Source organism: Pseudomonas sp. W4I3, from assembly GCF_030816195.1.
Classification (GTDB): Bacteria; Pseudomonadota; Gammaproteobacteria; order Pseudomonadales; family Pseudomonadaceae; genus Aquipseudomonas.
On the sequence record NZ_JAUSXS010000001.1, the window covers coordinates 2,191,028 to 2,211,509 of the forward strand.

Genomic DNA, 20,482 nt, shown 5'->3' on the forward strand with positions numbered 1-20,482 from the left:
CCGTCCCTCGCGCTTGTTGGAATCACAAGAGCGTAGACGGTCAATCAGTGATCAGAAGGGTTTGGTTGGCAGGTATTTGCCGTCCAGGGTGATCACTGCGCGGGAGCCGCCGTCCGGGTCCTCGACTTTCTTGATGTCCAGCTTGAAATTGATCGCGCTGATGATGCCGTCGCCAAACTGCTCATGCACCAACGCCTTGAGGGTGGTGCCGTAGACCTGCAGCATTTCATAGAAACGGTACATCGTCGGGTCAGTCGGCACGCCGCCGGGGAAGCTGCCGCGCAGGGGTACGCTTTGCAGCAGGCGGCTGGCATCCTGGTCCAGGCCGAGCTTTTCGCACACGATGTCGGCGGCGTCCTTGGGCAGCGGGTGCTGGCCGAGCAGGGCGGCAGTGACGAACGCCAGGCTAAGGCCGGTGCCGTCGGCGAGGTCTTGCCAGGACAGGTCCTTGCGCGCCTTGAGGTCGATAACGGTGTCGGCCAGGGCCAGGCGTGGGGTTTGGGAAAAGTTGGATTGCAGCATGGTGATGTCCTCTGGGTTGAATAGGGTTCAGGCGGCGTGGGCGCGGGTGGTCGGGTGTTCAAGCAGGGACTGGAAGCGTCCGCTGCGTCCATCCAGTGCGTCGATGCCACCGGTTTCGATGTCGTACACCCAGCCGTGCAGGTTCAGCCGGCCTTGCTCCAGCGCCAGCGCGACGGACGGGTGAGTCTTGAGATTAGCCAATTGGGCGACCACGTTTTCACGCACCAGGGAATCCAGGCGCGCTGCGTCCGAGGCATGCTGGCGCGCCGCATTGATCACTTTGGCCGACTCGGCATGGCGCAACCAGTTGGCCACGGCGGGCAGGTGGTCCAGGCATTTGCAAGTGGAGATGGCAGTCATCGCGCCGCAGTCGGAGTGGCCGCAGATCACGATGTCGCTCACACCGAGTACGGCCACCGCGTATTCGACCGTGGCCGATACGCCACCCGGTTCCGGTCCGTAGGACGGCACGATGTTGCCGGCATTGCGGATGACGAACAGGTCGCCAGGTTCCTGCTGGGTCAGCAGCTCCGGGACGACACGGCTGTCGGAGCAAGACACGAACAGCGTGCCGGGGTTCTGCGTGGTGGCCAGGTGTTTGAACAGGCCGCTGCGCGGGGCAAAGGCTTCGCTCTGGAATTTGCGGAAGCCGTCGATGAGATGCTGCATGGTGTTTCTCCTTGCGTTGCTGATGGGGCAAGGATGAAAGTTTTCAGCTATAGCGTCCAAGACCGGCTTATTATGGTTTCTATAAGTACTGCCTATAGCTGGAGCGTCTTCGATGTTGCTGCGCCATATCCGTTACCTGCTGGCCGTCGCCGAGCACCGCAATTTCACCCGCGCCGCCGAAGCGCTGCATGTGTCGCAGCCGACGCTGTCGCAACAGATCAAGCAATTGGAAGACAGCTTGGGCGCGCCACTGCTCGATCGCTCCGGGCGCAGCGTCAGCCTGACGGATGCGGGGCAGGCCTATGTGCGCTTTGCGCGGCTGGCGTTGCAGGACCTGCAAGCCGGCACCCGTGCGATGCATGACGTGCAGGACCTCAGTCGTGGGCACCTGCGCCTGGCGATCACGCCGACGTTCACGGCCTACCTGATCGGCCCGTTGCTGGCGCGGTTTCATGGGCTGTACCCGGGCATCAGCGTGAGCGTCGAGGAATTGACCCAGGACCGCATCGAGGCCGCGCTGGGTGAGGATTTGCTGGATATCGGCATCGGCTTTACCGGCGAGCACGGTGCGGATATCGACTGCGAAGCGCTGTTTGACGAGGCGCTGAGCGTGGTGGTGCGGGCGGATCATCCCGAAGTGGATCGCCTGGCATGGTTCGAGCAGCCGCTGGTACTGCTCGATTCGGGTTTTGCCACGCGCCGCTATATCGATGACTACTGCCGCGAGCAAGGCGTGAAACCGCACATTGCCATGCAGGCCAATTCCATCAGCGCGATCATTGAAGTGGTGCGCAACACGTCACTGGCAACCATCCTGCCCCAGGCGCTGGCCGAGGCGCAGGCTGGGTTACGCGCCGTGGCCATCGAGCCGCCGTTGCCGCACCGCACGGCGGCGCTGCTGAGCCGCCGGGGTGCCTATCGCAGCGCCGCGTGCGCGGCCTTTGTCGAGTTGATCAAGGCGCCGCCAGCCACTGACTGACAATGCCGTCATACACTCCGGTCGCCACGCTCAGGTGCAGCCATTGGTCGACGTAGCTTTTCCAGGCCACATCGTCGCGAGGCAACAGGAAGGCTTTCTGGCTATATTGCATCTGCCGCTCGGGGTTCACCGCACACAGCCCCGGTTTTTGCTTTTGCTGGTAACGCGCTTCGCTGGCGTCGGTGATCATCACGTCGGCCTTGCCCGCCAGCAGTTCGTCAAAAATCGTCACGTTGTCGTGCAGGCGTATCTGCGCCTGGCCCAGGTGGGTGCGGGCAAACACCTCGTTGGTGCCACCGGCCGGTTCGATCACCCGCACCTGTGGCTGGTTGATCTGTTCGACGCTCTGGTAGCGCTGCACATCAGCGCAGCGCACCAGCGGGATCTTGCCGTCGACACCCAGTGGCTCGCTGAAGAAGGCTTTCTTCTGGCGTTCCAGCGACACCGAAATTCCGCCCACGGCAATGTCGCAGCGCTGCGCAAGAAAATCCGGCATCAGGGTTTTCCAGGTGGTGGGCACCCAGGTAATCGTCGCGTTGAGGCTCTTGGCCAGGGACTCGGCCATGGCGATGTCGATGCCTTGATAGCGGCCATCGGCACGCAGCGAGGTGTAAGGCATGTAGTCGCCGGTGGTGCACACGGTCAGCGTGCCGCGCTGAACAACTTCATCAAGGCGTGACGGGCTGGGATCGGCCAGGGCGGCGGTTGCCACGCTCGCCAATACACACAGGGCTAGAGGAGCTTTCATGCGGTCGAGTCCTTGGGGCAGGTCGGGCGGTCATTATTTCCAGCGCCGGGCAGGGTGGCAAGGCACAACCCACAGCGTTGCGGATTATCAACAACATGCACCGAAGGGCTTTCGACCTTTTTTTCACGTTGCAGTGGTTAAGCTGCGGATCAAGGTCGTTCACTTCCGTTATATCCACATGAGCCCGCGATGTCGTCACAACCTCCATCCACCATCGAGACCGAATTCACCGAACGCTATGACCGTGAGCATGCCAGGGTCTGCGGTGACACACGTCCGCCTCGGCTGTTGCAGCGCCTGGGCGCGTGGCGCGATGCACGGTTGGTGCGCCATGCGTTGAAGGTCGCCGGGGAGCCGGGCTTGATCCTGGACCTGGCTTGCGGCTCCGGGCGGTTCTGGCCGGTGCTGGGTGAACACGTCAATCGTGTAATCCTGGCGTCGGACCATTCCCAGGAAATGCTCGACCATGCCCGCACCCATCATCCGGCGGCTTTGCTCAAACGCGTCAAGACGTTTCCCGGTTCGGCATTTTCCATCGGCCTCTCGGCGAACGCGGTGGATTGCATCTTCTGCCTGGAGTTGTTTCGCCATGTGCCAAGCACTGAGGTGCGCCTGGCGTTGCTGCGTGAATTTCACCGCGTGAGTCGTGACACCGTGATTGTCTCCGTGGACTCGCGCACCCCGGTTGAGGATGAGTTTCGCCAGGCCGGCTTCAAAGTGTTGAATCGCCAGGAGTTCATGCCGGGCTCCACGCTGTGGTGTGTGTATGTCCTACGTAAGAAGGGATAACTCCCGCTTGTCGGACTATTCTTTATCTCCTGCCTGAGTTTTCATGGTTGCCTGTGCACTGCGGATGCTCGCAAGTCCCTTTCGCGATATATACTGCGCGCCATTCTTCAAGGGAGAGCCGTGTGGCCATCGATATTCACTGGATCTGCGACAACGATAGCCTCGGCCAGCATTGCGCCGAATGGCAGCAGTTGCCATTCGTCGCCCTCGACACCGAATTCATGCGGGTCGACACCTTCTATCCCATTGCCGGGCTGATCCAGATCGGTGATGGCGTGCGCGCTTACCTGATCGATCCCCTGACCATCGACAACTGGCAACCCTTGGCCGCCTTGCTGGAAAATCCGGCGGTGATCAAGGTGGTGCACGCCTGCAGCGAAGACCTGGAAGTGCTGTTGCGCCTGACCGGCAGCCTGCCGGTGCCGTTGTTCGACACCCAATTGGCGGCGGCTTACCTGAACCTGGGTTTCTCCATGGGTTACTCGCGCCTGGTGCAAGCGGTGCTCGACATCGACTTGCCCAAGGGCGAGACGCGCTCTGACTGGCTGCAGCGGCCCTTGTCCGAAACCCAGGTGAGCTACGCCGCCGAAGACGCTGTGCACCTGGCCGAGGTGTATATCCGCCTGCGCCCGCGTTTGTCGGATGACAAGTACGCCTGGGTGCTGGAAGACGGTGCCGAACTGGTGGCCAACCTGCGTCGCGAAGTCGACCCGTATGAGGTGTACCGCGACGCCAAGCTGGCCTGGAAACTGTCCCGCGCCCAGCTCGCCGTGCTGCGTGAACTGTGCGCCTGGCGTGAGCAGCAGGCCCGTGCCCGCGACCTGCCGCGCAACCGCATCATCCGTGAACACTCGTTATGGCCCCTGGCCAAATCCCAGCCGGATAACCTCGCCGCCCTGGGCAAGATCGAAGACATGCACCCGCGCACCGTCCGTCAGGATGGCCAGTTCCTGCTGGACCTGATCAAGCGTGCGGGCAGCGTGTCCATGGACCAATGGCCACCTGCCGTGCCTGAACCGCTGCCGGTCGACGCCGCTGCGCTGATCAAGCAACTGCGGGCCCTGGGCCAGGCCGAAGCCGAACGCCTGGACATGGCGCCGGAATTGATGCTGCGCAAGAAAACCCTCGAAGCCCTGGTTAAAAGCGGCTACCCCGATGGGCCTTACCAATTGCCAGACTCGCTGCGTGGCTGGCGCCGCGAGTTGATGGGCCAGGCGCTGCTCGACAGCCTGGCCACTGCCGGAGAACAGCCTTGAAACGTATCTGCTCCATTTATCGCAGCCTGAAAAAAGACGGCATGTACCTTTACGTCCTCAAAAGTGACGCCTTGGAGCGGGTGCCGGAGCCGCTGATGGCTGCCTTCGGCAAGCCGCATCATGCGTTCGATATGGTGCTGACACCGGAGCGCAAGCTGTCGCGCGAAGACATCGCCGTGGTCCTGGAAAACCTCGACAAGCAGGGCTACCACCTGCAGATGCCACCGGCCGAGGACGAGTACATCGAACACTTGCCCGAAGAACTGCTGCGCCGCAACGACCCGATGTGATCGGTGGGTGCCCGGTGCCGGGCACAGTCTTCAACGCAATCGTAATGAGTTGGCGGTGGCCGTAAGGATGCGGGCGGCCGTCTGCACTGTTTTTGAAAGGTTTGAACCATGCGTGTTCTGATTGCTGAACAGGATCACCCGCTCTACGCCCAACTGCTTCGCGACGCCGCACCGGACCTTGAGGTGCTGACCAGCGGCGACTCGGCCGAACTGTCGCGCCTGGCCGCCGATTGCCCGGTGTGGCTGGGTCAGCCGGACCTGCTCGCGACGCTGTTGCGCCAGGGCCATCACCCGCAATGGTTGCAATCGACCTGGGCCGGCATTACACCGCTGCTGGCCGAGGGCCTGCCGCGTGATTATCGTCTGACCCGCGCGGTCGGCATCTTTGGCCAGGTCATGGCCGAATTCGTCCTGACCTACATGCTCGGCCACGAACGTGAAGTGCTGGCGCGGCTGGTCAGCCAGGTTGAGCGCAAGTGGGACAACCGCATGGGCCAGAGCCTGGCGGGGCGCAAGGTGCTGGTGGTGGGTACCGGCGATATCGGCCAGAGTGTGGCGCAGTTTCTGCTGCCGTTTGGCGTAAAGCTGTACGGCATTGCCAGCACTGCTCGCGAGCAGGCGCCATTTATCGAAGTTGCCGGGCTCGACCAATTGGGCCGGCTGGTGGGCGAGGTGGATTATGTGGTCAACCTGCTACCCAACACGCCGGAAACCCACGATCTGTACGACGCTGCGCTGTTCAAGCAATTCAAGCCGACCGGGTTGTTTATCAACGTCGGGCGCGGCGTGGCGGTGGTCGATGCCGACTTGGTCGAGGCGCTGAAAGAAGGGCACCTGGCCGGTGCGGTGATCGACGTATGCCGCCAGGAGCCGCTGCCGCAGCGTCACCCGTTCTGGACCGCGTGGGGCTTGTTGTTGACAGGGCACAGCTCGGCGCCGACCTCGCCGTCGATGATGGTGGAGTTGTTCGTGCAGAACGTACGTGCGTACCAGGCTAAACAAGCCCTGCGCGGGGAAGTGGATTTCGAGCGCGGCTACTGATACGAACGCGGGCGTGGACAAAATGTGGGAGGGGGCTTGCCCCCGATAGCAGTGTGTCAGTCAATGCATAAGTTGGCTGATCCACCGCAATCGGGGGCAAGCCCCCTCCCACATGGGTTCTGCGCATAACTTAGAGAGTGAAGTCGCCTTCCGAGACCAGCTCGCTCAGCGGCTTGCGCGGGCTCGGCACCTCGCGGCCCTGCAGGTACTCCGGCAGGGTCGACTTGTCGCCCAGCTTGCCGATGGCCACGGCGGCATGCAGTGCATAACCTTGCGGAATCTTCAGCTCTTTGCGGGTCAGTTCCTGATCGAAGCCGGCCATGCCGTGGGTGTGCCAGCCGCTCAGGCTGGCTTGCAGCGCCAGGTGGCCCCAGGCCGAACCGGTGTCGAAGGTGTGCCACAGGGCAGGGGTTTCTTCCGTGGCGCCGGGGGCGATGAAGTCGGTTTTCGAGGCGATGATCACCAGCGCCGACGCATGCTGCGCCCAGCCCCGATTGAACTCGTTCAGCAGGCCCAGAAAACGCTCCCAATCCGGCGTATCGCGACGGGCGTAGAGAAAGCGCCACGGCTGCGAGTTGTAGGCCGAAGGTGCCCAGCGCGCAGCTTCGAAGAAGCTCAGCAGGGTGTCCTGGGAGATGTTCTCGCCCGTAAAGGCGCGAGGCGACCAGCGGTCGGTGAACTGGGTATGGATCGGATAGTCGGCAACACGTGTCATAAGCAGTTCCTGATCGTCAATTCGGCGCACAAAACTACTGCGCCGCCACTAGGCTGACAAGTGTTGTTACACCGCCAGTCGTAAGCGCTTGGCCCCAGAAGCCTTGGGCACTAGACTGGCGGCCTTTCCACCTACCGATACTGATGCAGAGCCATGGCCGCCAAAGTCGAACCTTTCTGGATACGCAAAACCCTCGAACACCTCGACCAGGAGGAATGGGAGTCGTTGTGCGACGGATGTGGCCTGTGCTGCCTGCAAAAGCTTGAGGATGAAGACGACAACAGCGTCTATTACACGCGCATCGCCTGCAAACTGCTGGACCTGAAAACCTGCCAGTGCACTGACTATCCCAATCGCCGCGCGTCGGTGCCGGACTGTATCCAGCTCACGCCGGGGCAGGCCGACCAGTTCAAGTGGCTGCCGCCCACCTGCGGCTACCGCCTGGTCAGCGAGCGCAAGGATTTGCCACTGTGGCACCACCTGGTCTGCGGCGACCGCGACGCCGTGCACCACGAACGCATTTCCCAGTCCGGGCGCATGCTCAGTGAAGGCAGCGTGCCAGAGGACGACTGGGAGGATTACCTGATCTTCCGCGCGGGTTGAACAAGGAGTGCGTATGAGGGTGCAATTCAAGCTGGCGACCTGTGCCCTGTTGCTGGCGCTGAGCATGCCGGCATGGAGCGCCAGGAAAGTCGACCTGGATTACCACGTCAAACTCCTGCCCCAGAGCGATCAGGCCGAAGTGCGCGTGAGCCTGTCCCAGGGTTCGGCGGTGCGCAGCCTGGATTTTGACCTGGGCCGCGACGGCGACTACAGCGACTTCAAGGCCGATGGGCAATGGAAGGTCAGTGGCCATCGTGGTCATTGGCAACCCAGCGCCGACAAGGCCAGCCTGAGCTACCGCGTACGCCTGACCCATGGGCACAAACCGGGCGTCTTCGAGGCGCGGATGACGCCGGGCTGGGCGCTGTTTCGTGGCGACGACCTGGTACCCACCGCACGGCTGGACCAGCAGGACGGCGTCGAGCTGGTCTCGCGGTTGATGTTCGAACTGCCGCCGGGTTGGAAAAGCATCGAAACCGCCTGGCCGCGTATCGGCAAGAACCGATTCCGCATCGACAACGTGTCCCGCCTGTTCGACCGCCCCACCGGCTGGATGCTCGCGGGTAACCTGGGCAGCCGCCGCATGCGCCTGGGGGAAACCGACGTCACCGTGACCTCGCCCAAGGGCCAGGGCATGCGGCGCATGGATGTGCTGACGCTGTTGACCTTCGTGTGGCCGCAAGTGGAGGCCGCGTTCCCGCGCCACCCGGCCAAGTTGCTGGTAGTGGGCGCCAGCGATCCGATGCGCCGTGGCGCATTTGCCGCGCGTGACTCGATCTACCTCAACAGCCGCACGCCGCTGGTCAGCGAAGACGGCAGCAGCCCGTTGATCCGCGAAGTGGTACAGGCGATCGCCCGCTTCAATGACCACGACACCAGTGACTGGATCAGCGAAGGCCTGGCCGAGTACTACGCCATCGAGCTGGTACGCCGCGCCGGAGGAATCACCGATGAGCGGTATCAGGCGATACAGGCGCGCTTGGCCAGGGAGGGCAAGGACGTGACCAGCCTGCGCGGAGAACGCGTGAGCGGTGCGGCGGTGGCACGCGCGGTGGTGGTGTTGCAGGAGCTGGACCAGGAGATCCGCCTGAAAACCCACAACAAGCGCTCGCTGGATGATCTGGCGCAAGCAGTGATGCGTGACGACAGCATCACGACAACAGCGTTTGTGCAGTTGGCCGAGAACATCATCGGCGAGTCATCGGTGGTACTGGATTCCAGATTATTACGCTGAATCCCGGCCATCCACATAGCAAAATGTGGGAGGGGGCTTGCCCCCGATCGCGATGGGTCAGCTAGAAACAGGCTAGCTGGCACTCTGCTATCGGGAGCAAGCCCCCTCCCACATTTGGATCTTCAATAGGCCGCAAACGTGGGTTAACCCGCAGTTTTCGTGACCTTCTCAGCCGCCACTTCGGCCTTGGTCTTCAGGTTTTTCAGTTCCGCGCCGGCCTGCTCAATCTTCGTGCGCACGCTGTTCATTTCCTGGCGACCGTGCTCCAGCTTGTCCTTCATCGAGCAGTGTCCGGTGAAACCACGGACCAGCGCCATGCCGCCGATTGCCACTTGAATCAGTCCGAAAAGCCCGCCACGACGCAGGCCTTTGCCGGCCATTATCGCCCCACCGGCCACCGAGCCGATGCGTTCCCAGCCGTGCACGTTCTGTGTGCGTAAGGCTGCAGGCTGCTGATGTTCGATGATAGGTCGCAGGGTTTGGCTGTCGCTCATGATCCGTCTCCAACAAAGGGGCAAGTGTAAGTAGCTGACTGTTCCCGAGCGCTGGATGTTCCCGATATTTCAGTATTTGGGGCCCGAGCGGGTGTTGTTGCCCTTGGCCAGGCGGTCGTAGAGCACCACGTTGACCGTGGCGGCGAGGTTCATGCAGCCGGTGGTCGGAATGTAAACCACGTCTTCGCACCAGTCGCGGATCTCTTTATCCAGCGAGCCGTCTTCCGGGCCGAAGATATACAGCGCGCGGTCGGGGTGGGTGTATTCGGGCAGCGGGCGGGCGCCTTCCACCAGCTCCACCGCGACAGGGATGCAGCCCAGGGGCAGGATTTTCTTCAGGTCATCAATGCCGATCAGCGGAATATCGTGATGAACCTTCTTGGTGTCGGTGATGAAATCCCGCGCGCGCTCGTAACGCACGCCGGTATAGAACACCGAAGCCACGCCGTAGCAGCCGGCGGCGCGCATCACCGAACCGACGTTTTCAGGGGATTTGGGGTTATACAGACCGATGCAGCTGTAGCGTTTATTGCCCACGGGGAAAGGTGCCTTGGAGAAAAGCCGCGATTATACGGCCTTGGGGCATCGTGGTGCTGGGTCGATCGCTATCGGGAGCAAGCCCCCTCCCACATTTGACTGTATTCACAAATCATAATGTGGGACGGGGGCTTGCTCCCGATGAGGCCAGAACGGGCAACAAAATTCTCAGTTGTCTTTCTTCATCAACCCCGCCAACGCCGCAAACGGGTTGTGCGTTGCCTTTGCAATCGTCGGGCTGCTGGTGGAGCCTTCGCCGAAATACTGCTGGTCGGTATAGCGCGAGTGCTCGTTGTCATGGCAGTACAGGCAGAGCAATTCCCAGTTGGAGCCGTCCTGGGGGTTGTCGTCATGATTATGGTTGCGGTGATGCACGGTCAGTTCGCTCAGGCGCTTGCCGGCGAACTCACGGGCGCAGCGGCCGCACACATGGGGGTACATTTTCAGGGCTTTGTCGCGGTAGCCCATTTCCCGGTCGCGCTGGGCATCGGCGAGGATGCGGTCCAGCTTGGCGGTGTGGGAGGGCGGGTTGGTCGAGCTCATCATGGCTCCTGGCTGTTTGGTGGTTCACGGATAGCGTTGATTCTAGCCGCAGACCGCTCACTTGGCTGCGGCTTTTTAACCCAGGTTTTGTCAAACCATGGCTACCCAGCACACGGTCACGCTGCGTCCCCGACACATTATGTACACCAATACCTGGGGGAGCGCGGCGGACAGCATTCGAGCCTTGTGTAACATCGCTTGCTCCAATTCATCGGACCGCAGAGGCGCGAATATGCCCCGTATCACTCCTTCAAACACCCTGTGGCCCACACACGGCCCTACGCCCGGCGATGGGGATCATCGGTCATCCCCAAAGCGCTCGATCATCTCCAGCTCGTTGCAGAGCGCGAGAAATCTGTTCCGCCCCGCCCATGGCACCGCTTGGCAAAAGGCAATGCCCTCCCATCCCACTACGGTCTCGGTCGACATGGGGCATTCCTTGACGCTCAACGGCGACCCCTCGACCCTGTCCACCCAGCACCTGTCCTACTGCTCGGCCTTGGCGGTGCTTTCAGACTGGAACGGATGCACCTTCGACACGCGTACGTTGATGCACCTGACCGGTAGCAGCCTGGAGCATGGCCTGTTCAATCAGGATGCCGGCGAGCTTATCGCCATGCTCAAGGATTCCCTGGCCAGCGGCGGCAAGATCATTTGGGTGGGCGGGGTGGATTCACAATCGGATTTCTCATTGGCGATGAGCCTTGATCAGACCCATGCCGGGCGCCAGCCCCTGCGGGAGTTGTTGGATTCACCGGGAGTGTGCGTCACCATTGCAGGGGCCAGCGGCATTGAGATCAAGGCAGACGGCACCTTCACGCTGACGGAAAACATCGGTCGCGGCGTACTGAGTGAGCAAGAGGTAGAGCGCCTGAATCATTTTGCGTAAAACAGGCGGCTGCGGGATCAGCCCTTGAGTTTCTCCGCAATCCAGATGGTGTGCCGCGTGCCTCTGTTGCCATGGGCAAACACCTGCACTTCTTCGGCCTTGAAACCGGCCTTGCGCAGTTTGTCGCTAAACAGTTTGTCGGCGCTGGCCGACCACACGGCCAGTACGCCCTTGGGGCGCAGGGCCTTGGCACAGGCGGCCAGGCCACCGGCCGAATACAGCCAGCTGTTGGCCTTCTGCGTGAGGCCTTCGGGGCCGTTGTCCACATCCAGCATGATCGCATCGAACCCTTGGGGTTCAGCCTGCAGCACCTTGGCCACGTCTTCCAGGCGGATCACCGTGCGTGGGTCAAGCAAGGGGCGGCCGGACTTTTCGCCCAGCGGCCCACGGTTCCACTCCACCACACCCGGCACCAGTTCGGCGACGACTACTTCGGCGCTCTTGCCCAAGTGCTTGAGCGCCGACGCCAGGGTAAACCCCATGCCCAAACCACCGATCAGCACCCGCGAGTTCGGGCGCCCGGCGACTTTACGGCAGGGAATCTCCGCCAGGGCGTCTTCAGAACCGTGCATGCGCGTGTTCATCAACTGACCACCGTCACCGCCCTGGATCTTGATGACGAAATCCTCGCCGTATTCGAACAGGCACAAGGCACCGCCGTTATCGGGGATCGGAGTGGTGTCCAGCAGAATGAAACGTTTCATGGAAATCTCATTGGGAAGGGCATTCTTGCGCGGTTGGGAGTAGCCTTGTGACATTCCGGTCAGGCCATGGAGCCATCGATGAAGTGCAGCATTCTAACGGTCATTGTGCTTGGCGCGCTCACATTGGGTGCAGCGCAGGCGCAGGAGTTGCAAACCGTGCCGGTCGCACCTGCGCCAACCCCTGGCGCGCCGGGGACGCCAACGCCCACGTTGTACCCGCAGGTCACGCCGCCCGTGGTGCCTAAAACCAACGGTTCGCCGCCCCTGGCGCCCATCGTGCTGCCGGCACCGCCAAAGGACCAGACCGTCCCAGGCTTGCAGCAGAACGACAGCAAGCCGAAGTCCCCCGGCGGTTAAAACTGTTGCGACAGCAGTTGCCCGTCCGCCATGCGCAAGCGCTTGGACAGGGCGATGGCAATCGCACGAATGATCTTGGCCGCCACCCTGGGCGCTTCGTTGAGCATTTTTTCCAGCGCGTCCTTGCCCAGGTTCAGCAGCACACAGTCGGTGGCCGCCACGCAGCTGGCCGAGCGCCGTTCACCGTCGAGCACCGCCATTTCGCCAAAGGCCCGACCGCTGCGCAAGGTGGCGATGGTCAGGCGTTCGCCGGTGTGGTTGGTTTTCTGCACCGCCACCTGGCCGCTGTGAAGGATGCACATGAAGGTGCCGGCATCGCCCTCGAGGAAAATCACCTCATCCTGGGCAATGCTGCTGATATTGAAATAGCCTGCGGCGATATGAAAATCTTCCGGCAACAGCGGGTCGAACAAGCCGCAGTCCATCAGCATGTCGCGGATTTCGTCGTTAAGCAGAGTGGGTTGTGACATAGCAGCAATCTTGATCCATCAATTTGGTAGGCGGTCCTGTGGTCAGACGGGGCCGCCTCACACTAAGTTCTCAAATCATTTCCAGCGCCTTGAACACAAAGGCGTATTCGAGCGCTACGTCACGTAATCCCTGGTAACGACCGCTCATGCCACCGTGCCCGGCACCCAGTTCGGTCTTGAGCAGCAGCAGGTTGTCGTCCGTCTTGGTGTCACGCAGTTTGGCCACCCATTTGGCCGCTTCCCAGTACTGCACGCGACTGTCGTTGTAGCCGGCAATCACCAGCATGTGCGGGTAGGCCTGGGCACGCACGTTTTCGTAAGGCGCATACGCCTTGATGCGCGCATAGACCTCGGGCTCCTGCGGGTTGCCCCATTCGTCGTACTCGGTGACGGTCAGCGGCAGCTCCGGGTCGAGCATGGTGTTGAGTACGTCCACAAACGGCACTTCGGCGATCGCCGCCTGGAACAGCTCCGGACGCTGGTTGAGCACGGCGCCGATCAACAGGCCGCCGGCGCTGCCGCCGCTGATCGCCAGTTGCCTGGAGGTGGTCATGCCCTGGGCGATGAGGTGTTCGGCGCAGGCGATGAAGTCACTGAACGTGTTCTGTTTGTGTTCCTGCTTGCCGTTGCGATACCAGGCCTCACCCAGTTCGCCGCCGCCGCGTACATGCGCGATGGCAAACGCCACGCCACGGTCCAGCAGGCTCAGGCGTGCGTGGGAGAACCACGGGTCGAGGCTTTGGCCGTAAGCGCCGTAGCCATACAGGTACAACGGCGTGGGCTTGCCCAGCTGGTCGCGCCGAACGACCAGGCTGATCGGCACCTGGGTGCCGTCGACGGACGTGGCCCACAGGCGTTGGCTGACGTAGTCGTCGGCATTGAACACGCCGAGAACCGGGGTTTGCTTGAGCACCTGCTGGGCACCGCTGGCCAGCTCCAGCTGGCGCACTTGGGCCGGGCGGTTCAGGGCTTCATAGCGCAGGCGGATCTTGTCGCTGGCAAATTCCAGACTGTTCTGTACGTAGAGGCTGTAAGCCGCGTCAGGCAATTCCACGCGATAGGCCGGCACGTCCTGGGGGTGCACTTCGATCACCGCGCAGGCCGCCAATGCGCAGGCTCAAGGTCATGGCGCTGGCATTCAGGCTGACGCCGTCCAGCATCACCTCGTCGCTGTGGGGGATCAGGTTGTGCCAGTCGGCTTCGGTGGGCACCGCGCCCGTGTCGGCGGCGACGAACAGCGCGTAGTTGATACCGTCGCGGTTGCTGCGGATAAACCAGGTCCACTGGCCGTTGAGCTGGCCGTGGTCGACATCGTATTCGTGGTCTTCCACCCGCGGCGCCAGGCAGGTGAAGTCCAGGTGCGGCTGGTCGGCGTCCAGCGCCCAGATTTCGCTGGTGGTCTTGCTGCCCAGGGCCAGCAGCAGCTGGCGCTCGGAGCTGGAGCGGTAGCAGTGCAGGAAGAAACGTCCGTCGGGCTCGTGGAACACTTCCTGCGCCGCTGTGCCGTCCAGGCGGTAGCGATAGAGTTTGTGCGGACGATGGGTGTCGTCCAGTTCGCCGAAGAACAGCGTGAGGCTGTCGTTGGCCCAGGTCATGCTGCCGTCGCAGTTGTCGAACGCCAGTTCGCTGACCTTGTCCGTCGCCAATTCCTTCACGTACAGGGTGTAGATCTCTTCACCGCTGGTGTCGAGGCTGTAGGCCAGGCGCTGATGGTCGGGGCTGATGCTGAATGCACCGAGGGAAAAAAAGCCGCCATTGGCCAGCACGTTTGGGTCCAGCAACAGTTCTTCGCTGCTTTCGTCCACCTGATTGCTGTCATCGGCCGGGCGACGGCAGCGGTAGTGGCGCGCGTACTCGTCACCGGCGGTGGTGCGGGTGTAATACAGATACGGGCCCCAGGGGGAGGGCAGGGACAAGTCGGTTTCCAGGATACGGCCCTTGATCTCGTCGAACAGGCTCTCGCGCAGCGCCTGCTGGTCGGCGAGCTGCGCTTCTTGCCAGGCGTTTTCGGCCTTGAGGTAATCGAGGACTTCAGTGCTGTCACGTTCCTGCAGCCAGGCGTAAGGGTCTGGGCCTGGGGCCTTGCGGGCAATCGGATGCGGTCGAAATAGGCATGGACAATTCTCTATCTGGCGGACGGTGGCCGGCATTGCAGCCGCGACACGCAAAAGTCGTTATCATAGCCGCCTCTTTGCCAGCCTTGCCATGGACACCATGACCGAGAACGACTATCTGACCGCTTGGGGCCTTTACGCCTTCGCCGCATTGGGCTGCCTGTTAGTGTGGTGGCGCATGACCCGCTGGATCTGGCGCTGGCTGCGCGAGCCGTTGCAGTTGCTGATGGCGGTGCTGTTGCTCAGCCCCACCATCGTCGACCCGGTCAAGACCCAGTTTGCGCCGGCCGTGGCGATCACGGCCCTGGACCTGCTGCTCAAGGTCGGCAATAACGCCTGGCGCGCCATCTCCGATCTGTTCATGTACACGATGATCGTGTTCGGGCTGTACATCGTGTTCGTGCTGATCCGCTGGCCCATCGAGCGCGCCGCCAAGGCCCGCCGCGAGCGCAAGGCTGCCACGGATGCCGCGTTGGCTGCCGAGCCGGAGGAAGACGAACCGTTCCGTCGCCCGGCGCCCACTGGTGGCATGCGGGTCGAACCGCGCCTTTAACGTTGTCTGCCCTGCAGCGAGAGCCCTGGCATGTGTGAATTATTGGGCATGAGTGCCAACGTCCCGACCGATATCGTGTTCAGCTTCACCGGGCTGATGCAGCGGGGTGGGCGGACCGGTCCGCACCGCGACGGCTGGGGCATCGCCTTCTACGAAGGCCGTGGCCTGCGCCTGTTCCAGGACCCGGCCGCGAGCAGCGAGTCGGAAGTCGCGTTGCTGGTGCAGCGTTATCCCATCAAGAGTGAAGTGGTGATCGGGCACATCCGCCAGGCCAACGTCGGCAAGGTGAGCCTGGCCAACACCCACCCGTTCGTGCGCGAGCTGTGGGGGCGCAACTGGTGTTTTGCGCACAACGGTCAACTGGCAGACTTCAACCCCCGCGCCACCTTCTACCGACCGGTAGGCGATACCGACAGTGAAGCGGCGTTCTGCGACCTGCTGAACCGCGTGCGCGAAGCCTTCCCGGAGCCGGTGGACATCGAGCAGATGCTGCCTGACCTGACCGCCGCCTGTGCCGAATACCGCAGCAAAGGCGTGTTCAACTGCCTGCTCAGCGATGGCGACTGGCTGTTTTGCTACTGTTCGACCAAGCTGGCGCAGATTACCCGACGCGCCCCGTTTGGCCCGGCCCGCTTGAAAGATGTCGACGTGATCGTCGATTTTCAGGCCGAAACCACGCCTAATGACGTAGTGACGGTGATCGCCACCGAACCGTTGACCGACAACGAAAACTGGACCCGCTACGAGCCGGGCCAATGGAGCCTGTGGCGGCGCGGTGAATGCGTCAGCCAGGGCGTTACCGAATAAGGAATCGACCATGTTGCTCAGTTATCTGCGGTTGGTGCTGTTTGCCATTGGCTTGTTGGTCGGCGTGCAAGTGCCGGGGTTTATCAACGATTACGCCAAACGCGTCGAAGCCCACCTGATCGAGGCCCAGACAGGCCTGCGCGGGTTTGAGTCCACCGCGCAGCAGTTCTTCAACGGCGACCTGCAAGCCCTGGTGGCGCATTACCGCGCCAGCGATGACCCGGTGTTCCAGAGCGACGCCAGCAGCCTGGGCGCGATGCTTGATCGGCAGCTGGCGTTGGACAAGCAGTTCCAGGCCATGCAAGGTCCCTGGTACATCCGCGCCCTGCAAGTGGCGGTGGCCGCCGACCCGGATATCCGCCTGGAAACCTGGAATGGCTACAGCTACCAGATCCTGCTGACCCCCGAAGCCATGGGCTGGGGCCTGGGCGGGGCGATGCTGTTGTCGTTCGGCATCGAATGCCTGTATCGACTGATCGACTGGGTGGTGCTGGGCGGCCGACGCCTGCGCCAGAGCCGGCCGATCGAAGAGCGGGACCTGAAGGGCCTTTAACGACCGACACAAAACCAATGTGGGAGGGGGCTTGCTCCCGATAGCGGTGGGTCAGATGTCAATAGACTGACTGACACCCTGCTATCGGGAGCAAGCCCCCTCCCACATTTGAATCCGGTTTAGTCAGTTGCTCAGTACCATCCGCTCTCTACCGACCTCCTCGGCATAGCGGGCAACGACGGTCTGGCACAACCCCACAATCTCCTCCACCAGTTCCACCCCGACCCGCCACGACACCACCACCTGCAGGTTCGGCAGTTTTTGCGCCATCGGCAGCATCACCAGCTCTCCACGTTCCAGCTCTTCGCTGACCAGCACCGGCGGCAGCGCGCCAATGCCGAAACCATCGCGCAGCAAGCGAGTGATGGCGGATACCGAGTTCACGCAGTTCATCCGCGGCGCGGCGACGCCATTGGCCTGCATCAGGCTCAGTACATCCTGGTGCGGGTGGGAGTTTTTCGAATAAGTAATGATGCGCTCCTGAGCCAATTCGGCGAGGGATGCGTAATCGCGGTTGTAGATCGAGTGGCTGGCGACAATCCAGGCCATGGGGTGGCTGGCCAGTTCCAGGCTGCGGACAGTTTCGAGGCGCAGCAGGTCGGTTTGCAGGATCAAATCGAGGAAGCCTTTTTGCAGCTGATCGCTTAAGTTCAGTGCGGTATCGGCGACCAGCTCGATTTCCACCAGCGGGTACAGGTTCATCAACTCGGCGACCAACGGGCTCAGCCAGGTGTGGATTACGGTGTCCATCGCGCCGATGCGAATCCGTCCGACCTTGCTGCTGGTGGTTTCCAGGGACTGCTTCAAGCCCTGCATGGTCACCATCATCTGCTCGGCATAATCGAGCACCTTCAAGCCTTCCGGAGTCAGGCTGACGCCGCGCGAGTCGCGCAGGAACAGCTTCACTCCCAACTCGCTTTCCAGCACAGCAATGCGGCTGGAAATCGAAGCCTGAGTGGTGAACAGCTTTTCGGCGGTCAGGCGGAAACTCTTGAGCTTGGCCACCCAGACGAAGGTTTCGAGGAACTTCAAATTCATGGGATCAACTTTTTCTTATGCTTGGATCGGTTTTTATTAGTTGGACGCCGCACCGGGCCAGCGCCAAAAATCGAAGCGTTCCACGATAAGCGTCGTTGGGTTTGAGGACAACATCGTTGCGAGATGTTGGTAAAAGATCCCACACTACAAAAAAACAAAGCCTACAGGAGCGACCCCGTGAGCCGCCTGCTATTGAATTGCGACATCGGCGAGAGTTTTGGCAACTGGACGATGGGTCTGGACGCCGAAGTCATGCCGTTCATCGATTGCGCCAACGTGGCCTGCGGCTTCCATGCCGGCGACCCGAGCATCATGCGCAAGACCGTCAGCCTGGCACTCAAGCACGGCGTAAAAATAGGCGCACACCCGGCCTACCAGGACCTGCAGGGGTTCGGCCGGCGCTCCATGAATTACACGCCCCAGGAAATCCAGGACCTGCTGCACTACCAGATCGGTGCGCTGGAGGGGATCTGCCGGGCACAAGGTGGCCGCGTCAGTTACGTGAAACCCCACGGTGCGATGTACAACGACATGATGGCCAACCCCGCACAGCTGCGCGCGGTGATCCAGGCCGTGGCCGCCTACGGCGATCTGCCGCTGATGGTGCTGGCCATGCGCGACAACAGCGCGGCCCAGGCGCTGGCTGATGAATTCGGCGTGAGCCTGTGGTTCGAAGCCTTCGCCGACCGCGCTTATGACAGCAGGGGCCACTTGGTTTCGCGCCAGTTGCCGGGCGCGGTGCACCACGATGCCGAGACCATCGTCAACCAGGCGGTGACCCTCTCCCGTGGCGAGGCGCTGACCGCCAGCGACGGCAGCGCGCTGGTGCTGCAAGCCAACACCTTGTGCGTCCACGGTGATAACACCAGCTCGGTGGCCGCGGTGCAGCGTATCCGCCAGGCGTTGACGCCAGCATGAAGTTACGGATTGAAGTGGTGGCCATCGACTGCCTGATGGTGCGCCTGTTTGATGAGATTGCCGAAGCCAACATGCCGTGGATGCTTGCCGCCACCCAGCGCCTGCGCAGCGGGTTTGGCAGTGCCTTGGTCGATCTGGTGCCGTCCTACACCACCCTGATGGTGCATTACGACCTCGCCGCGCTGGACCCGGCCCAGGCACGGGCGTTGATCGACCAGGCCCTGACCGATTTGCAGCCCAAGGCTCAAAGTGATGGCCGCTGTCATGTGCTGCCGGTCTGGTACGACCTGAGCGTCGGCCCGGAACTGACCTTGCTGGCCCAGCGCAGCGGGCTTGCGGTGGCTGAAGTGATTCGTCGCCACAGCACCCATACCTATCAAGTGTTCGCCCTCGGCTTCGCCCCCGGTTTCGCCTTTATGGGGCTGGTGGACGAAAGCCTCGCCACGCCGCGCCTGAGCACTCCGCGTAAGCGCGTCGCGGCCGGCAGCGTGGGGATTGCCGAGCGGCAAACCGCCGCCTATCCGGTGGTGTCCCCCGGTGGCTGGAACCTGATCGGACGCACACCGGCCAAACTGTTTGACCGCGAGCGTGACGGTTACAGCCTGATGCAGCCGGGCGACACAGTGCGCTTCGAGGCGGTCGGCCATGCGGAGTTCGTCAACCTGGGCGGCGATGACACGCCTTTGGAGGCGCAGGCATGAGCCGCTTGATGATCGAGGCCAGCACGCCGCTGTGCCTGTTGCAGGATGCCGGGCGTTTCGGCGTGCGCCACCTGGGCGTGACCCAGGGCGGTGCGTTGGACTGGGTGTCGATGTCGTGGGCTAACTGGCTGTTGGGTAACGCGCTGGATGCGCCGGTGGTGGAAATCACCCTGGGCGGTTTTACCGTGCAGGCGCAGGAGTACTGCCTGCTGGCCCTGGCCGGTGCCGACCTTGGCGCCTTTATCGACGAGCGCGCAATCAGCCCTGGGCGCAGTTTTATCCTGCAAAAAGGCCAGCGCTTGCGTTTTACCCAGCCGTTCAAGGGCGCGCGGGCTTACCTGGCGGCGCCGGGTGGGTTCGATGCGCCTGATGTGCTGGGCAGTTGCGCGACGGTGGTGCGTGAGGAGCTGGGCGGCGTCGACGGTTTGGGCAAGGCGCTGGCTGAAGGCGGGCGCTTGGCCTATTCCGGCACTGGGGGAGCGATGAAAGTGCTGACTCACCCGGATCTGCCATCCGCTGCATCACTGGACGTAATCGTTGGCGCACAGATCGGCCAGTTCAGCGGCCAAAGCCTGTTCGACGCCTTCAATACCGAATGGGTGCTGGACAGCCGCGCCGACCGCATGGGCATGCGCCTGCTGGGCGCGCCGTTGCAGTATCAGGGGCCGTCGTTGATTTCCGAAGGGATTCCCCTGGGCGCGGTCCAGGTCCCGCCGGATGGGCAGCCGATTGTGTTGCTCAATGATCGGCAGACCATTGGTGGTTACCCAAGGTTGGGGGCGCTGACGCCATTGGCGCTGGCGCGGCTGGCGCAGTGCCTGCCGGGGGAGAAGGTGCGCTTGGCACCGGTGGTGCAGCAAACCGCGCATCGACAGCACGTCGAGTACTTGCGCCGGTTCAACTAAACACCACAGTCCAAAGTGTGAGAGGGGGCTTGCTCCCGATGGCGGTGTGCCAG

Annotated in this window: 25 protein-coding genes and 1 pseudogene; 15 read left to right on the forward strand and 11 right to left on the reverse strand. The window is 62.3% G+C overall.

Annotated elements, in window-relative coordinates; all coding sequences use genetic code 11:
* Positions 1-51 precede the first annotated feature (51 nt).
* Entirely contained in the window at positions 52-522 is a 471-nt protein-coding gene (gene cynS / locus QF045_RS10005; RefSeq protein WP_306492053.1) for a cyanase, read from the reverse strand.
* A 27-nt stretch (positions 523-549) separates the two neighbouring features.
* Positions 550-1,191 (reverse strand): carbonic anhydrase, encoded by a 642-nt coding sequence (locus QF045_RS10010; RefSeq protein ID WP_306492054.1) that lies wholly within the window; start codon positions 1,189-1,191, stop codon positions 550-552.
* Positions 1,192-1,303: 112 nt separating this feature from the next.
* Between QF045_RS10010 and cynR the strand changes: the two genes are divergently transcribed.
* Positions 1,304-2,170: a transcriptional regulator CynR gene (cynR, locus tag QF045_RS10015; protein ID WP_306492055.1), complete on the forward strand. Its 867-nt coding sequence runs from the start codon at positions 1,304-1,306 to the stop codon at positions 2,168-2,170.
* Here the strand turns inward: cynR and QF045_RS10020 are convergent.
* The gene (locus tag QF045_RS10020; RefSeq protein WP_306492056.1) at positions 2,145-2,918 is read right to left on the reverse strand and encodes a transporter substrate-binding domain-containing protein; all 774 of its coding nucleotides are present in this window, start codon (positions 2,916-2,918) and stop codon (positions 2,145-2,147) included. The two genes, cynR and QF045_RS10020, sit on opposite strands and share 26 nt — an antisense overlap.
* Before the next feature lie 189 nt (positions 2,919-3,107).
* Here QF045_RS10020 and QF045_RS10025 point away from each other — a divergent pair, with 189 nt between their 5' ends.
* The 4 genes from QF045_RS10025 (at position 3,108) to QF045_RS10040 (ending at position 6,294) form a co-directional block, all read left to right on the forward strand.
* Positions 3,108-3,707: a class I SAM-dependent methyltransferase gene (locus QF045_RS10025; protein WP_306492057.1), complete on the forward strand. Its 600-nt coding sequence runs from the start codon at positions 3,108-3,110 to the stop codon at positions 3,705-3,707.
* Between the two features lie 122 nt (positions 3,708-3,829).
* Positions 3,830-4,963 carry a ribonuclease D gene (gene rnd / locus QF045_RS10030; RefSeq protein ID WP_306492058.1) on the forward strand — a complete coding sequence of 378 codons (1,134 nt, stop codon included), beginning with the start codon at positions 3,830-3,832 and terminating at the stop codon, positions 4,961-4,963.
* Entirely contained in the window at positions 4,960-5,253 is a 294-nt protein-coding gene (locus tag QF045_RS10035) for a YcgL domain-containing protein (protein WP_124357485.1), read from the forward strand. Before rnd ends, QF045_RS10035 begins: the two co-directional genes overlap by 4 nt.
* Before the next feature lie 108 nt (positions 5,254-5,361).
* Complete coding sequence (locus tag QF045_RS10040; protein ID WP_306492059.1) at positions 5,362-6,294, forward strand: D-2-hydroxyacid dehydrogenase; 933 nt, start codon at positions 5,362-5,364, stop codon at positions 6,292-6,294.
* A 130-nt stretch (positions 6,295-6,424) separates the two neighbouring features.
* On the opposite strand, the gene QF045_RS10045 is transcribed toward QF045_RS10040, so the two are convergent.
* The gene (locus QF045_RS10045; protein ID WP_306492060.1) at positions 6,425-7,009 is read right to left on the reverse strand and encodes a nitroreductase family protein; all 585 of its coding nucleotides are present in this window, start codon (positions 7,007-7,009) and stop codon (positions 6,425-6,427) included.
* Positions 7,010-7,162: 153 nt separating this feature from the next.
* Between QF045_RS10045 and QF045_RS10050 the strand changes: the two genes are divergently transcribed.
* The gene (locus QF045_RS10050) at positions 7,163-7,612 is read left to right on the forward strand and encodes a YcgN family cysteine cluster protein (RefSeq protein WP_003172524.1); all 450 of its coding nucleotides are present in this window, start codon (positions 7,163-7,165) and stop codon (positions 7,610-7,612) included.
* A gap of 13 nt (positions 7,613-7,625) precedes the next feature.
* Positions 7,626-8,846 (forward strand): hypothetical protein, encoded by a 1,221-nt coding sequence (locus QF045_RS10055; protein WP_306492061.1) that lies wholly within the window; start codon positions 7,626-7,628, stop codon positions 8,844-8,846.
* Positions 8,847-8,989: 143 nt separating this feature from the next.
* On the opposite strand, the gene QF045_RS10060 is transcribed toward QF045_RS10055, so the two are convergent.
* The 3 genes from QF045_RS10060 to QF045_RS10070 form a co-directional block, all read right to left on the reverse strand.
* Entirely contained in the window at positions 8,990-9,340 is a 351-nt protein-coding gene (locus QF045_RS10060) for a DUF2892 domain-containing protein (RefSeq protein ID WP_306492062.1), read from the reverse strand.
* 69 nt (positions 9,341-9,409) lie between these two features.
* The gene (locus tag QF045_RS10065) at positions 9,410-9,877 is read right to left on the reverse strand and encodes an RNA methyltransferase (protein WP_003189607.1); all 468 of its coding nucleotides are present in this window, start codon (positions 9,875-9,877) and stop codon (positions 9,410-9,412) included.
* 168 nt (positions 9,878-10,045) lie between these two features.
* A complete protein-coding gene (locus QF045_RS10070; RefSeq protein WP_078732012.1) occupies positions 10,046-10,420 on the reverse strand; it encodes a YajD family HNH nuclease in 375 nt (124 codons plus the stop codon).
* A 394-nt stretch (positions 10,421-10,814) separates the two neighbouring features.
* Here QF045_RS10070 and QF045_RS10075 point away from each other — a divergent pair, with 394 nt between their 5' ends.
* Positions 10,815-11,309: a hypothetical protein gene (locus QF045_RS10075; RefSeq protein WP_306492063.1), complete on the forward strand. Its 495-nt coding sequence runs from the start codon at positions 10,815-10,817 to the stop codon at positions 11,307-11,309.
* A 17-nt stretch (positions 11,310-11,326) separates the two neighbouring features.
* Here the strand turns inward: QF045_RS10075 and QF045_RS10080 are convergent, their stop codons facing one another.
* Positions 11,327-12,013 carry a spermidine synthase gene (locus QF045_RS10080; RefSeq protein WP_306492064.1) on the reverse strand — a complete coding sequence of 229 codons (687 nt, stop codon included), beginning with the start codon at positions 12,011-12,013 and terminating at the stop codon, positions 11,327-11,329.
* A 78-nt stretch (positions 12,014-12,091) separates the two neighbouring features.
* On the opposite strand from QF045_RS10080, the gene QF045_RS10085 reads away from it, so the two are divergent.
* On the forward strand, positions 12,092-12,370 hold the full coding sequence (locus QF045_RS10085) for a hypothetical protein (RefSeq protein ID WP_306492065.1): 279 nt from the start codon (positions 12,092-12,094) through the stop codon (positions 12,368-12,370).
* On the opposite strand, the gene QF045_RS10090 is transcribed toward QF045_RS10085, so the two are convergent.
* Together QF045_RS10090 and QF045_RS10095 are read right to left on the reverse strand one after the other, a co-directional pair.
* Positions 12,367-12,840, reverse strand: a complete 474-nt coding sequence (locus tag QF045_RS10090; RefSeq protein ID WP_306492066.1) for a cyclic nucleotide-binding domain-containing protein — start codon at positions 12,838-12,840, stop codon at positions 12,367-12,369. The genes QF045_RS10085 and QF045_RS10090 overlap by 4 nt on opposite strands.
* A 70-nt stretch (positions 12,841-12,910) precedes the next feature.
* A pseudogene (locus QF045_RS10095) lies at positions 12,911-14,990 on the reverse strand (S9 family peptidase).
* On the opposite strand from QF045_RS10095, the gene QF045_RS10100 reads away from it, so the two are divergent.
* Genes QF045_RS10100 through QF045_RS10110 form a run of 3 tightly spaced genes read left to right on the forward strand, consistent with a single transcriptional unit; the run spans position 14,980 to position 16,867 of the window.
* Positions 14,980-15,507 (forward strand): MFS transporter, encoded by a 528-nt coding sequence (locus QF045_RS10100; RefSeq protein ID WP_306492067.1) that lies wholly within the window; start codon positions 14,980-14,982, stop codon positions 15,505-15,507. The pseudogene QF045_RS10095 and the gene QF045_RS10100 overlap by 11 nt on opposite strands.
* Before the next feature lie 30 nt (positions 15,508-15,537).
* Positions 15,538-16,314, forward strand: a complete 777-nt coding sequence (locus QF045_RS10105) for a class II glutamine amidotransferase (protein WP_306492068.1) — start codon at positions 15,538-15,540, stop codon at positions 16,312-16,314.
* Between the two features lie 10 nt (positions 16,315-16,324).
* Entirely contained in the window at positions 16,325-16,867 is a 543-nt protein-coding gene (locus QF045_RS10110; protein ID WP_306492069.1) for a DUF2937 family protein, read from the forward strand.
* Positions 16,868-16,990: 123 nt separating this feature from the next.
* Here the strand turns inward: QF045_RS10110 and QF045_RS10115 are convergent, their stop codons facing one another.
* Positions 16,991-17,905, reverse strand: coding sequence for a LysR family transcriptional regulator (locus QF045_RS10115; RefSeq protein WP_306492070.1), 915 nt, complete (start codon positions 17,903-17,905; stop codon positions 16,991-16,993).
* Between the two features lie 177 nt (positions 17,906-18,082).
* Here QF045_RS10115 and QF045_RS10120 point away from each other — a divergent pair, with 177 nt between their 5' ends.
* From QF045_RS10120 to QF045_RS10130, 3 genes are read left to right on the forward strand one after another with little or no spacing between them, the layout of a single operon-like run.
* Positions 18,083-18,823 carry a 5-oxoprolinase subunit PxpA gene (locus QF045_RS10120; protein ID WP_306492071.1) on the forward strand — a complete coding sequence of 247 codons (741 nt, stop codon included), beginning with the start codon at positions 18,083-18,085 and terminating at the stop codon, positions 18,821-18,823.
* Complete coding sequence (gene pxpB, locus QF045_RS10125) at positions 18,820-19,524, forward strand: 5-oxoprolinase subunit PxpB (RefSeq protein ID WP_306492072.1); 705 nt, start codon at positions 18,820-18,822, stop codon at positions 19,522-19,524. The genes QF045_RS10120 and pxpB overlap by 4 nt, the downstream gene beginning before the upstream one ends.
* Entirely contained in the window at positions 19,521-20,429 is a 909-nt protein-coding gene (locus QF045_RS10130; protein ID WP_306492073.1) for a biotin-dependent carboxyltransferase family protein, read from the forward strand. Before pxpB ends, QF045_RS10130 begins: the two co-directional genes overlap by 4 nt.
* Positions 20,430-20,482 lie beyond the last annotated feature (53 nt).